This window comes from Marinitoga lauensis (assembly GCF_004135675.1).
Lineage (GTDB): Bacteria > Thermotogota > Thermotogae > Petrotogales > Petrotogaceae > Marinitoga > Marinitoga lauensis.
On the sequence record NZ_QHLX01000002.1, the window covers coordinates 16,047 to 30,423 of the forward strand.

Here is a 14,377-nt window from a genome sequence, read left to right on the forward strand (position 1 = left end):
AAAAAAAATAAATAAGAGAGGAGAGAATATTTTGAAAAAGAATTGGAGGGTCTTCTGGGACTCGGATAATCCTTTATTTACAGAAAATTTAAAATTAGCAAGGCGTCTTTCTTCTGAAACAGGTTTATCCGAATTTTTAATAAAACTTCTTATTGTGAGAGGAATTAAAACAAAAGACGAGATTGAAGAGTTTTTATATCCAGATGAATCATCTATTATTGATCCATTTCTTTTAAAGGATATGGATAAAACTGTTGATTTATTAATTGATATAAAAGACAAAAAGGAAAAATTAGTTGTTTATGGAGATTATGACGCAGATGGGGTAACCGCTGCCGCTGTATTATATCAGGGATTTAAAGCACTGGGTTGGGATGTTGAAGCGTATATTCCAAACAGAATAGATGAAGGATATAGCTTAAATATTGAAGCAATCGATGAATTATATGAAAAAGGATTTAAAAATATTATTACAGTAGATTGTGGAACAACTTCGTTAAATGAAGTTCAACACGCAAAAGAAAAAAATATGAGAATCATTATTACAGATCATCATGAAACGCAGCAAATACTTCCACAAGCAGATGCTATTGTTAATCCTAAAAGAAAAGATGATATTTATCCTTTTAAAGGATTGTCTGGTGTCGGTGTTGCTTTTAAGGTATTACTTGCCATTCATAAAACTCTTAATAATTCTTCTTTTGATCCATTTTCTTTAATAGATCTCGTGGCTCTGGGAACAATTGCAGATATTGTACCTTTAAGATCCGAAAACAGATTTTTTGTAAAGAAAGGGTTAGATAAGTTAAGATCTAACCCCAATCCTGCTTTAAAATATCTAATGAAAGAAATTGGTGTTGTTCCTGAAGATGTAAAATCATATATCGTCGCATATAAAATTGCTCCAAAAATTAATGCTGCTGGTAGAATGGCAGATGCCATGAAAGCTTTTGAATTACTAATGACAGAAGAAAATAAAAATTTAGAAAAAAAAGTAAAACAATTACTTGATTTAAACTCAGAACGGCAAAAACACGAAAGAAGGATTTACAAATCCGCATTAAGTTTAATGGATATAAACCCTGATTATCATGATAGTAAAGTTATCGTTTTAAGTGGAAAAGATTGGCATCTTGGCGTTCTGGGAATTGTGGCCTCTAAACTTTCGAATAAGTTTAATAAACCTGTTTTATTGGTTTCAACCACATCTGAAGATAATACCGGAAAAGGGTCTGCTCGTAGTCCTCAGGGAATTAGTTTAATAGAACTAATGAAAAATATTTCCAAAGAACATGAAGACTTTTTCAAAGAATATGGCGGACATGAATTAGCCGCTGGATTCACTATAGATTCAGAAAAAATTGAATATTTAAGAGATGAAATAAATAAAATATACAAAAATATATATGGAAATAAAGAACCAGAATCAGAAATTGAAATTGATATGGAAATTGAAAATCTCTGGAACACTTTTTTTGATGACATAACCGCATTGGAACCATATGGATATCAAAACCCTGAACCAACATTTTTAATAAAAAATGTTTCTTTAGAGAAAGTAAAAATTTTTGGTGCAGAGGAAGAAAATCTCGCTGCTATTGCTAAAACAGAAAAAGGAATGATTTTTGAAGTTGTAGGATATGGTATATTATCCAATAAAAAAGATGGAATGGCTGGAAATCTAAAATGTAATCTTGTTGGCAACTTCAGAATAGAAAGAACATTTTACAATAATCAAAAAATATTAAAATTTTATGTAAAAGATATTGAATTCATCGGAGATTCATTAACCGAAAAAGGCAGTGCTGGTAATCTTTTGATTTCCTTACATGCAAAAGATAATGTACATCACTTAGCTAATTACAAATATAAAATATTATTGGACATGATAGAACAAAATAGAAATTCAATATTTGGACCATTAAAAATTAAAAATACCCTTTTAATAGAAAAAATTAAAAATGTTATATCAAAGGGAGATAAATTAATCATTATTGGTGCATCTCATTTACTACTTGAATATACATATAAAATTATTAATCAATATGTTTCCACAGAAAATATATACTACAACAAAAAATCAAAAATAGAAAATACTGTTTTAAAAAGTAAAAAAGTTATATTGGTAACAGTCCCTGCTTACATTCAAAACATTCAGAGATTAAATGATTTTTCAAAAAATCTATTGATAGATGAGCCTATATATTCTTTTGCACATCCAACTATAGCAAATATTCCTGAATATGTACAATTAAGAAAAGTCATAAGATCTAGAAATTATGAAATTAGCATTTTAGGAACTTTTTACGATGAAAGTATAAAAGAATTTTTAAAATTAAGTGGATACAGAGTTGCAAACGTAAATACAAATGTTCCTTCTTTTGAAGTAGTTAAGGAAATAAATTCAAATAAATTTAAATTAATAAGAGATTATCTATATAATTCTAAAAACTTAAATATAATAGTAAACGACATTACGCCTTACAAAACATTAAAATCATATATTTCTTCAACATATGAATATTCAGAAGATTATATTATTTATTATTCACATAAACATACATTTTTTGAAAAGATAAATATACGAGAGTTAAACAAAAAAGGACCTTCCAGGATCCTTATTTCAGAATTTGCAAATGATGGATTATCTCTCGAACAAAAAGATAGAAATTCTATCATAATGCTATATGACGTTCCAAAAACACGTATTGAATTATTGGATCTTGTTTCATCTTGGCCTCACAATAAAAAAGATAATATTATATTTGTAATGGCTTATAATACTGATTTTCCAACAAAGTTTATGTATGACTTTTCAAGAACATATCCATCAACAGAAATTATGAAAAAAGTATACGAAATTATAAAAGAAAATGATAAGATAAATATTAATATTCTTGCAAAAGAACACTTTAATGACGATATTGACTTAGTAAAAAATATTGTAGATGAACTAATAAATGCTGGTATAGTCATAAATACATCCACTGGATTAAAAACCATGGAAGATTTCAGATTAGATTTAATACATAAAAATGTTAAATCAAAAGAAAGTATCCTGGATAAATGGATACTTAAAAATTCTATTAGATTCTTTTTGAATTTCAAATCAAGAAGTTTAATTTCATTATTAAACAATCAAATTGCGGAGGTTAAATAATATGAAAAAAACAACAAAAGATTTAAACCTGTATATAAAATTGGAACAAAAATACCTGGTAAAGGTTCTGGACAAATTAAGAAAAAATAAAATTTTTTCAAAATTTTTCCCTCTTGGTGGATTTCCAATAATAGCAATATCTGAAGATGATGAAGAAAAAACCAAAAAAATATTAAATGATATGGAAGTTAGATACAAAATAGAAAAAGCAAATCCTGACATCATCGAGGAGATGTTGAAGTTTTGAAATACATAGGTATCGACTATGGCTTAAGCAAAACAGGTATTGCCATTAGTGATTCGATTTTAAAAATTGCCACGGTAAAAGGAACTTTTAATACAAATAAGCTATTGACAGTATTAAAAAACAACATATACAAAAAAGAAGATATCTTCATAGTAGGTTTACCAATCTCAATGTCTGGTAGATATTCCAAACAAACATTTGAAACCATTGATTTTTGTATAAAATTAATAGAAAATTTTAAAACAGATATTTTTCTTATTGATGAACGTTTAACTACTCAACAAAGCTATACTATGACAAAAAATTTTTTAAATGCTAAAAAGGCAAAAAAAGCAAAGGATCAAAACAGCGCTTTATTCATTTTACAACGATATCTGGATAATTCAAATCAAGGAATCAAATTAGAAAAACGCCCTATTTATAAAATTGAAAACATTGAATATAATTCAATTCTAATAAACGATATTATCATAAAAAACAGTAATATATATAACAAAGCTGATATTTTAGCAAAAGACCCTTATGTTTTTTGGTGGTATTTTAAGAGAAATAAAAAATCCACAACGCTTATTGATGACCTGAACAACGAATATGATGTTTTATTAACGGGAAGTGCTGCATTAAACAATTCTAATATAAAATTTAAAGAATTTTTAATAATGGGTGATTGAATGTCTAAATCCTTCTGGTTTATTATTTCATATTTAATCATATTTTTAATTTTATTAAAAATATTTCCTACTATAGTAGGAAGTTTGGTTATTGCTTTGTTTTTTACTATATTGATAGATGTAATTGCTTCATACCTTGAAAAAATAAAAATATCAAGAAAAATAACAGCACCATTGGCTGCTCTTCTTTTTTATGGCGCAATTGTTTATGCTTTTTATAGTCTAATTCCTATAACTATTGAAGAAAGTACAAAGGCTTTTGAAGTACTTAAAGGTATAAATTTTAATTCAATCCCTGGAAAAACCGGGGAGGTTGTAAACACATTGCTTGACACAGCAGGTAAATACTTAAATGATTTAATCATACAACTGGCCAGATATCTGGCTTCAAATATTTCAAATTATATTACAGTTGCGTTATTATTAATAGTTGCATCAGGTTACATGGCCATTGCTAGCAAAAGATTGTGGCTGTCCATTGATAAATTTTTTCCAAATTCAGAAATAAAATATACAAAAAAGTTTTTATTAAAAACTTATAGCGATTTAAGAAAATTCGTTTCTGGTCAAATAATAACAGCTTTATTTGTAGGTTTAATCACATGGTTTATGGCATTAATTCTTGGATTTCCGTATGCAATTTTTTTAGGAATACTTGCTGGAATTACCGATTTTATTCCTTATCTTGGTGTATTCATAACTGCATTTCCACTTATTCTTCTTGGATTTACAAATTTTGAATTAATCGGAATAATAAAAGCTTTAATTATTTTAATTACAGCCAACCAAATTGAAACGTGGATTCTATCTCCAAGAATTTCCGGGGAAAAGTTAATCTTAATTGGTTCCTTATTTTAATTTCAATGTTCATTTTCGGTCAAACATTTGGTGTAGTAGGCGTTTTAATAACAATACCCTTTTAATAATACTTAAAAATCTATGGGAATGTATATAATTCAATATTTAAAAAATGTATAAATAAAAAAGCAGCCTATAAGGCTGCTAAGGGTTAAACAGGGGAATTTCAAAAAGAGTTGTCTTCGCTTGATATTGGTAGTTATTTACTTTTAATTGCTATTATTTGATTTTTTTGTTATTATACAACATTTTTTCTATTTTGTCAACTGAAGGGAGATTCAAATGAAAACAGGTGATTGGCTAAAAAAATATAATATATATTTAAAGAAAAGTCTCGGGCAAAATTTTCTGGCAACCCTGGATTACGCAAATAAAATTGTTCAAAAAGCGGGAATTACCAATGATGATACTGTAATTGAGATTGGACCTGGTGCAGGAACTTTAACTGAAGCTCTGGCAAAAACAGGTGCAAAAATTTTTGCTTTTGAAATAGATTTAAGATTAAAGCCTTTATTAAAGGAAAGATTTCAAAATTATGCTAATATAAACATTCAATTTATTGATTTTTTGAAAGCTGATTTATCTAAATTCAACAAACCAAAATACGTAGCAAATATTCCTTATTATATTACATCACCAATTTTAGAAAAAATTTTTTTAGAAACACCCGATTTCCAATTAGCTACATTAATGGTTCAAAAAGAATATGGAGAGAGAATGCTTGCAAAGTCTGGAAAAAATTATAGTCCTTTAAGCATATTTGTCCAGTTTTTCTGCAATGTTGAAAAATTGATAACTGTCCCTCCACATGCGTTTATTCCAAATCCAAAAGTAGATTCTGTGGTTATAAAATTAACTCCTAAACATAATATACCAGACATCGATAAAAATAATTTTTTTAAATTTGTACATATAGCCTTTTCTCAAAGAAGAAAAACGATAAAAAATAATTTAAAAAGCCTTTTTGGGGATAAAACAGAAGATGTATTAAAAAAATGTAATATTGACCCAAAAACTCGTCCAGAAAATATATCTATTGAAAAATTTATAGAAATCTTTGCTTATACAAAATAAATATTCTGTTTTTAATTTTCTATTTATATTTTCTTTATTGATTTTACTCATTTTTTTGTTAAAATATTCATAGTCTAAAAAAAAGTCAAACTCGCCCTCATAGTTCAACGGATAGAACGGCGGATTCCTAATCCGCAAATGGAGGTTCGATTCCTCCTGGGGCACCATTATTAATCCGGAACTTCCCGGATTTTTTGTTATTAAGAATTTAAAAATTTATAAACAGGATATTTGATATTTTTAAATTAACCGTAAAAAACAATGAGGTGAGAATAATGTGGTATCCAGGTCATATAAAAAAAGCCAAAGGGAAAATAAAAACATATTTAAAAACAGTCCAGGGAATTCTGGAATTGGTAGATGCCAGAGCGCCATATGCAAGCAGAGCATATGAATATGAAGATCTATTTAAGAATAAAGAGAGAATTATACTTTTTAACAAAATAGATATTGCTGATGAAAAAATTTAAAATTCTGGGAAAAATACTATAGAGATAAAGGATATAAGGTTTTAAAAACTTCACTAAAAAATGTAAGTATCAGGAGTTTCTTAACAAAGGTTGTTTATAAATCATTCCCAAAAAAATTCAGTGAATTAAGAGTAATGGTTGCTGGTATACCGAATGTTGGAAAATCAACCTTAATTAATAGTATAAAAGGAAAAAAGCTTTAAGAGTCGGGAATACTCCCGGCGTTACAAGAGGGCTTCAATGGATAAGCGTAAACAACCAATTTATGCTGCTGGATACACCGGTATTCTATACAGTGAAATATATAACAAAAAGATTTTATATAAATTAATCTTAATTGGCTCTTTAAAACCAGAAGAAGATGAAAAAGAATTCGCCATAGAATATGGTTTCAACTTTTTTAAAGAAAAATATCCAGAAATAATTAAAAACGCATTAAAATCAGAAAATATCCCGGAAGATTATACTGAATTTTTAGGATTATTCGCTAAAAGAAGAAATTTTATTACTTCAGGAAATAATTATGATATAGAAAGAGCTATGAGCACCTTCTTAAAAGAATTGGCTGATGGAAAATATGGTAAAGTAGTATATGATTACCCTGAAGATTATGATGTCTTAAAGTGAGGTTATATTATTTTAAACGGTATTAATCTTTTTAATATTGGTATTTTAAAAGATTTAATAAAAACAAAAAATATAAAAACTCTAATTGCCTTAATTGAGGCAATAGATGATGATATTGTCCAATTGAAAATAGATAAACACAAAAGAATAATTATAGAAAACCCAAAAGGCTCATTATCTAAAAATTTAAAAATCGGTGATTATATTAATATTATTGATGAAAAAAGCGAAAATCCGAATATAACTCAGGCAAAAGAATTATTAGAAATTACTGGAAATACTGAAAAGGAAAATATCATTAAATTTCAGTTGTTAAATGATAGCGTCGAATTGAAATTAAATGGAAATATTAGAAACCCACAAATAAAAAATTTTATTTCATGGCTTGGAAAATTTATTAAGAATTTAAAATATGCAAATACTGAAAAATCAACTATATCTGTGAATAATACTAATATTTACCCGGAAAAGAGTATAAATAATTTCATTAAAATATTTATAAGAGAAATATCAAAAAGCATTATAGAAAACAAAACCTTAAAAATACCTGACCCTGAAAATAGTGCAAAAATCATAAATAAAATAATTAATAGTAATAACAGTAATAATAAAATTGCAGACAAAAATACAGATGAATCAAAAACAAAAAAATATTAAATAATAAGATTAAAAATAATAAAAACAATCCGATTAAAGAAAAAGTTTTATTTCATAATACAAATAAAAATATTTCAAAAAAAAACAGATTCCATAAATCCAATAATAAGTCAGATGTTTCAAATAAAGAAAAAGAAATTACTGAAAAAAACGAAAAATCTAAAAATAAGATTGAAGATAAAACGATTAAAAATCCAGATACAGATATAGAAAAATCAGCAAAAAGTCAGTTTCTACATAAAGCAATAAATGCCTATAAAACTTTTTCTCAATTTGAAACTATCCAGGAACCAAATTTTATTTTTTTTCAAATATTTGGAATGCCTCTTTTTTTAAATATCGAAGACGAAATAGAATATAAAGGAAATAACCAGAAAAAAATTAAAAGGATTGCTTTTTCATTCTTATCGAAAAAATTCGGTTTAACCAACAGTGTTATTTATAAAAAGGAAAATAACGTTTCTTTAAACTTTTTTATCGAGAACAATATTGAAATTTTCAAACGAAATATTAATGAACTAATTGACAATATACAAAAAGATGGAATAAACATTGATGGTTTACAAATAAATTCTTTAGAAAAAAAACTTGAACTAAACAAGAAGGGATTATATGGATAAAAAGGTTGTAGCAATAAAATATGAGGAATTTAAAGATGAAGTTCCAACTATAATTGCTAAAGGTGTTGGAGCAATTGCTGAAAAAATTATTGAAATTGCTAAAGAAAATAATATTCCTGTATTAAAAAACACAAAAACAGTAAACGAACTATATTCGCTTGATATACCTTCAGAAATACCTGAAGATATGTATTTTATTGTCGCTAAAATAATCGCATATGTTATGCAACTCAATGAGAAAAAGGAGGAAGAAAAATAATGGGACTAAAATATGCTATTGTATACCTTGATTTAAAGCCTGAATACGCAAAATTATATAATTTACCTATAAAAATGCCTGTTTTGGTTGATGATATGAAAAAAATTACCGATAAAAACAAATTACCTCTTGATGTTATTTTAAGAGGATTAGAAGCACAATATGAAGTTTCAAAAGATGATTATTATAAAAGTTATCTTGTTTATTTCTATTATGAAGCATTTAAAAATGCTTTGAATAAAGATGATTTTGAAAACGCAAACCTATATTTAAATAAAGCAAAAAAAATAGGTGGTGAAGATTACAGATTTAATTTTTATAGAGCTTTATTATTAAAAAAAAGCAATCAAGACGAATTGGCAGAACTTGAATTAAAAGAATCTATATTAAAAAATCCCAATTTTTACCTTGGACATTTTGAATTAGGAAATTTAATGTTTGATAGAAAGATATATGAAGAAGCAATTGAAGCATATAAAAATGCACTTGAATTAAATCCTGAATTTGTAATTCCACACTTAAAAATAGCTGATATATATATTGAAAATGGATTATTTTCAGAAGCAATTGAAGAATTAAATGATATATTGAAAAAAGATCCTAATTTTTCTGCAGCTTATGTAAGACTTGGCATATTGTTTAACCAACTTCAAAGATTTGAAGATGCCTTGCAAATTCAAGAAAAAGGCCTTGCAAAAGACCCTGAAAATTATGAATTATTATATAATATTGCATTTACATACGCAAAATTAGGAAGACATATTGAAGCTACAAAACGTCTGGAAAAAGCTGCTAGAATTCATGAAGAAGATTTTATACTTCATGAGTTAGCTATATCTTATAGAAATATTGGTGAATATATAAAAGCTTTTGATACTGCCAAAAAAGCGCTGGAAATATCCTCTGACAAAAATAAAGAATTAATATTGTTATTGCTGGTAAAGCTCGCTGCAATTATTGGAGATATTAAAGAAACAGAAAAATACTACAATTTGTTAAAAAATACAGAATTTGAAATTTCAGCAAAAACATTTTATATGTTTTCATTATTATCAAATGATGACATAGATCTGGCAAAAAAAATATCCTTTGAATTATATAATTATGGAATATATGGAAATATGCCACTAATCATAGAGCATATTGATAGTTACATTGATTATCTTGAAAACTGTGCAAATAAAAATTATACTGAAGCATTAATTGATTCATTTAATGAATATGGAGATATTGATAAATTAGGATTATATCGAAATTTAAAGAAAAATAATATAGAGATACTTAATCTTGTAAAAGATGATAAAAACGAAGATATTGATGGCATTGAATTATTATTAAATGCTTATTTATTAAGTGGTATAGATTATGGCTTATCCGAAAGAGTTTCAACATTACTGGCAAAATATATATGGAAAGATGGTAAGGGGCTCTTAATCTCAAGATTTTTATTAAGATATTATCAGGATAGGGTATTTGGAAATTTTAGTTCTCTGGATATATTTGTCAATGACATTATTGAAGAAATGAAGGATCTTAACTTTGAATTAGCCAGATTCATTTCAGATTATGAACTTAATTTAATTGATTTTGATGAATTATTAGAATATAATTTAACAAATCTAGAAGACATAATAATGATAATTCTTTCATATATGCATATACAACCTGCTTTAAATGAAATTTTAAACTCAAACTTTGAAGATGAAAAAATTAAAAAAATATTACTTTGGGCAAAGCAACTGGATGAATTGATAAAAATATTAAAATAATATATTCCGGGGAGGATTTCATATGAAAAAACTGGTATATTTACTAATAAGTCTTATCATTCTTTTTTCCTTTGTTGGATGCACTTTGAAAGAAGACAAAAAACCTGTAATTCAATTAATTGAACCAACCTCTGACCTCATCAATGACAGTTTTAATTTAAAATTCAAAATTTCAGATGATGTCTACCTGAAAAACTGGGAAATTTCCATTGACAATCAGGTAATTAGTGCATTAAAATTTGACAGAATTAGCGAAAATGAAATTGAGGTTAGTTCATTAAACCCTTATGAAATAAATAATATACCTGACGGAGAAAGATTAAATATTTTAATTACTGCAGAAGACAATATCGGTAATAAAACGTCTTTAAAAAAGGAACTAAAAATTGGAAGAAAACCTACAATAAAACTTATACCTTCAGAAAGTATATATGACACCGTAGAAGGTACTTTTTCCATTCAAGCTTACTTAAAAGATGTCGATGTTGCTGGTTATGAAGATTTAAGTGATTATAATTTAAGTCTATCAAATAATGATAATATGATTTATTATATAACTGCTTCACAATCAATAAAAGATGGAATACACGATAAAGAAGCTACCATTACAACCGATGTATTTAATGCTTATGATTACCCAATCGGAGATTCACTAACTTTATATATTTCTGCTACTGATAGGGCTTCAAATACAGTTACTTATGAAAAAAACATTAGAATTGGCGGAGATGCTCCAGAAATAACTATAATCGAACCTAATAAATACTCAACCGCTTCAACTAATTTAACTGTAATTGCAAAAATAACCGATGATGTAGAAATTAAAAATATTAAATTACTCGTTAACAATGTTGATAAAACTTCAGAAAGTGGATTATACATTGATTCTTTAGAATCTACTAAATTAACCATAAATGAATTTAAAAATTATTCATACGTAAAAAAAGCTTATATTAAAAATGATAAAATTGAACTATCTTCAGATTCTATTATTGAAATACAAAGTGAAGATAGAGCAGGAAATATTGTTAGTAGAGGATTTAAAATTGTAATATCAAATCCAAATTCACCAAATAAATCATTTAAAATTGTAAAAGCGTGGTGATACATATCAAAAAACTCTGGATTTTACTATTTTTTTCATTCTCAGTATTTGGATTTTCAAATATTGAATTTTTAAGTATATATCCACAAAACAATCAACAAAATATATCTCCAACAACCCTTATTTTAAAATGGCAGGTGGCCAATCAACAAAATAAAAAATTAACCTATGATCTATATTTAGGGAGTCTAAAACTCCCCTTTATATAGTGCTGATGTACCAACTAACATTTTTCCAATAAAAATATTAAAACCTTCAACTACTTACTACTGGAAAATTGTTGTAAAAGATGGAAATAAAAAATATGAAAGCCCTCTATGGTCTTTTAAAACACGAAATTTTTCTGATGGAGAATTAATATGGGTATCTTATATTAAAAACAGCGAAAAAGTCCTGTATTATAAAGATTTAATTTTTAATATATATCCTAATACCATTGAAGCCTATAATAAAAGAAAAGATTTAATTTATACTATAACAAACAATTTCTCAAAATTTTATATAAATAAAAATTTTATATTCTTACTTCAAGAAAATAAAATTTCATTGTATGATATAAACGCTGGCAAATTTATAAAAACAATTACCTTTGAAGAAAATTATACTAATTTAAAATTATCTAACGATAATGTTCTATTATATTCACAAAATATCATAGATATATATAAATTTGACAATACACAATTTAATAAAGCACTAAATCTAAATTTCAATGAAAAAATTAAAAATATTTATACCTTTAAAAATGCCTTTATAGTTAATTTAGAAAATAAAATAATTATTATCGATTACTCCGGAAAAAAACTAAAAGAATATAAAATTAAAGCTGATATAATTGATTCAAATAGCAGATTTATGATATTAAAAATAGATGATATTTTATATTTACTTTCATATAATAATCAAATGATTAAGATTGAAGATAACATAAAAAATGCTTTCTTAAATGAGAATAAAATATATATAGAAAAAAATAACGAGTTAATAATTTATGATATTCTAACTCATGATAAAAAGAAATTGGATATAAAATTTAATTACAAAACTATCCTTTTCTTTAAAAATAAAATAATTTTAGTAGGAAAAAAAATTTATGCTATTGATAGTAAAGGGAATCTAATATGGAAACATGAATTTCAAAATGATAATATCATTTCAAACATTGCTATTACTAATTATAATACTATAATATTCTCATTATTTGATAGTAAATACTATAAAATTGTCGAAATATATGACAGAGATATTATTCAGAAAGATAAATATAGAGATTTAAATTTATCGTTAAATTCAGATATAACACCTGAAACAGAAAACAACGCAGAAAACACATTAACTTCTTTACCAACTCCTCTTATTATAAATCCAAAATATGGTGAAAAAATTCAAGCCTTTAATGTTTCTCTTGAATGGGTATTACCTGAATATGAAAGCACTACTGTTACATATGAAATAGAATTAAAAGAAATAAGCAGTGGTTTAATAAAAAATAAAAAAATAAGCAATATATCAAATAATAAAATACTCTTATCTCTTGAGCCAAATACTAAATATATATGGAAAATTATAGCAAAAGACAAAGGGAAAATGACTCAAAGCAAATGGGCAACATTTTCTACTGATGATCTGAATTTTGTCTTAAAAAGAATAAAATTAAGCGGAAATCAATTGATTTTAGATTCTAAAATTAAAGATAATTTAATTTATTTTACCGGCTATACTGTAACTCAAAAAAAGAATATTTTAAAACTTCTATATAGCAATATTTCAACTAAATTTCTGAATTTAAAAGCCTGGGACTTTGGCAACCATCAGGATAAATATGGAACATCTATTAGCTTAACGGATGATGGAACAGTTATAATTGGAGGATTTTCCTCGGAAAAAGATATAAGAGGAGATATGTTATTATATTCTCTTTCTAACGATGGAAAAATTAGCTGGGAAATAACAACTGGAAGTTCTAAAAGAGATACTATTAATGATGTTTACTTCGATAATGATGATGAATATATTTATTTAATTGGAACAATTGGAACAGACAATAAAGGAACCAATATTCAATTTGCTAAATATAATCCAAAAGGTTATAGAATATGGTCCGGGAATTTGGTGGATATGAGCTTGAAATGGAGCCACATTAAAAAGAATTGATAAGTATTCGTTCTTGTTACTCGGTAGTACAAAATCATTCGGTGAGGGTGGATATGACTATTATATTATAAAAACGAATGAACTGGGTCAAAAATTGTGGGATTTGACTGCTGGAACATCGAAAGATGATTTTGCTTCTGACATAATAAAAATATCAAAAAATGAATATATAATACTTGGAACATCTTTTAGAGATACATTACAACCATTTCTGGCAAAAATTGATAACAACGGGTTTAAGATTTTTGAAAAAATAATTCCTTTTACCAATGATGTAAATTTAATTAAAGCAGTTATATTCAAAAATTCTTTTTATGCTGTTGGCTGGTTTAGAAAAAAAGATAGTTTAATCAGAAAAGGTATAATAACCAAATTTGATTTTAACGGAAATCTTCTCTGGGCAAAAACCTTTCAAATAGAAAATCAGGATACGGTGTTTACCTCTATTAATATACAAAACAATAAAATTTTCTTGTACGGTGTTTCACAATACGAAAAACCAAATTCAAGGGATATTATAATTATTCAAACTACGGAAGACTATATTAAAACCAACTTTAAAGACGCTAAATAAATGAAATTCTTTTGATTTCAAAATTTTTAATAGAAACAATTTAAAATACCCCTGGTCAGTTAAGTTGACCAGGGTACTATTTAAGGTCTCTGTACTTTATCTACAATTAACATCCACCATGCAAATTTTCTC

The 14,377-nt window shown here is 26.1% G+C and carries 15 protein-coding genes and 1 tRNA gene; all 16 read left to right on the forward strand.

The annotated features are described in order from the left end of the window. The first annotated feature begins 31 nt into the window (after window positions 1–31). The 16 genes from recJ (at window position 32) to DJ007_RS03035 (ending at window position 14,245) form a co-directional block, all read left to right on the forward strand. Window positions 32–3,160 carry a single-stranded-DNA-specific exonuclease RecJ gene (recJ, locus tag DJ007_RS02970; protein ID WP_165973974.1) on the forward strand — a complete coding sequence of 1,043 codons (3,129 nt, stop codon included), beginning with the start codon at window positions 32–34 and terminating at the stop codon, window positions 3,158–3,160. Between the two features lies 1 nt (window position 3,161). Beyond that, on the forward strand, window positions 3,162–3,407 hold the full coding sequence (locus DJ007_RS02975; RefSeq protein WP_129408273.1) for a hypothetical protein: 246 nt from the start codon (window positions 3,162–3,164) through the stop codon (window positions 3,405–3,407). Further along, window positions 3,404–4,078, forward strand: a complete 675-nt coding sequence (gene ruvX, locus DJ007_RS02980) for a Holliday junction resolvase RuvX (protein WP_129408274.1) — start codon at window positions 3,404–3,406, stop codon at window positions 4,076–4,078. The genes DJ007_RS02975 and ruvX overlap by 4 nt, the downstream gene beginning before the upstream one ends. Next, complete coding sequence (locus DJ007_RS02985) at window positions 4,079–4,936, forward strand: AI-2E family transporter (RefSeq protein WP_129408275.1); 858 nt, start codon at window positions 4,079–4,081, stop codon at window positions 4,934–4,936. Between the two features lie 282 nt (window positions 4,937–5,218). Further along, the gene (rsmA, locus tag DJ007_RS02990) at window positions 5,219–6,010 is read left to right on the forward strand and encodes a 16S rRNA (adenine(1518)-N(6)/adenine(1519)-N(6))-dimethyltransferase RsmA (protein ID WP_129408276.1); all 792 of its coding nucleotides are present in this window, start codon (window positions 5,219–5,221) and stop codon (window positions 6,008–6,010) included. Between the two features lie 93 nt (window positions 6,011–6,103). After that, window positions 6,104–6,177: transfer RNA gene (locus DJ007_RS02995), tRNA-Arg, on the forward strand. Between the two features lie 108 nt (window positions 6,178–6,285). Further along, a complete protein-coding gene (locus DJ007_RS16985) occupies window positions 6,286–6,480 on the forward strand; it encodes a putative GTPase (RefSeq protein ID WP_240739230.1) in 195 nt (64 codons plus the stop codon). Window positions 6,481–6,614: 134 nt separating this feature from the next. Beyond that, window positions 6,615–6,683, forward strand: a complete 69-nt coding sequence (locus DJ007_RS16990; protein ID WP_240739280.1) for a GTPase — start codon at window positions 6,615–6,617, stop codon at window positions 6,681–6,683. A gap of 37 nt (window positions 6,684–6,720) precedes the next feature. Next, on the forward strand, window positions 6,721–7,107 hold the full coding sequence (locus DJ007_RS16995; protein ID WP_240739231.1) for a hypothetical protein: 387 nt from the start codon (window positions 6,721–6,723) through the stop codon (window positions 7,105–7,107). A gap of 123 nt (window positions 7,108–7,230) precedes the next feature. Next, window positions 7,231–7,764, forward strand: coding sequence for a hypothetical protein (locus DJ007_RS03005; protein ID WP_129408277.1), 534 nt, complete (start codon window positions 7,231–7,233; stop codon window positions 7,762–7,764). 320 nt (window positions 7,765–8,084) lie between these two features. Further along, entirely contained in the window at window positions 8,085–8,384 is a 300-nt protein-coding gene (locus tag DJ007_RS03010) for a hypothetical protein (RefSeq protein ID WP_129408278.1), read from the forward strand. Then, window positions 8,377–8,643, forward strand: a complete 267-nt coding sequence (locus DJ007_RS03015; protein ID WP_129408279.1) for an EscU/YscU/HrcU family type III secretion system export apparatus switch protein — start codon at window positions 8,377–8,379, stop codon at window positions 8,641–8,643. Before DJ007_RS03010 ends, DJ007_RS03015 begins: the two co-directional genes overlap by 8 nt. Further along, window positions 8,643–10,412, forward strand: a complete 1,770-nt coding sequence (locus DJ007_RS03020; RefSeq protein ID WP_129408280.1) for a tetratricopeptide repeat protein — start codon at window positions 8,643–8,645, stop codon at window positions 10,410–10,412. Before DJ007_RS03015 ends, DJ007_RS03020 begins: the two co-directional genes overlap by 1 nt. A 22-nt stretch (window positions 10,413–10,434) precedes the next feature. Further along, entirely contained in the window at window positions 10,435–11,517 is a 1,083-nt protein-coding gene (locus DJ007_RS03025; protein WP_129408281.1) for a hypothetical protein, read from the forward strand. Between the two features lie 546 nt (window positions 11,518–12,063). Then, window positions 12,064–13,671, forward strand: a complete 1,608-nt coding sequence (locus DJ007_RS03030) for a fibronectin type III domain-containing protein (RefSeq protein WP_129408282.1) — start codon at window positions 12,064–12,066, stop codon at window positions 13,669–13,671. A 13-nt stretch (window positions 13,672–13,684) separates the two neighbouring features. Further along, window positions 13,685–14,245, forward strand: coding sequence for a hypothetical protein (locus DJ007_RS03035; RefSeq protein ID WP_129408283.1), 561 nt, complete (start codon window positions 13,685–13,687; stop codon window positions 14,243–14,245). Window positions 14,246–14,377: the final 132 nt, after the last annotated feature.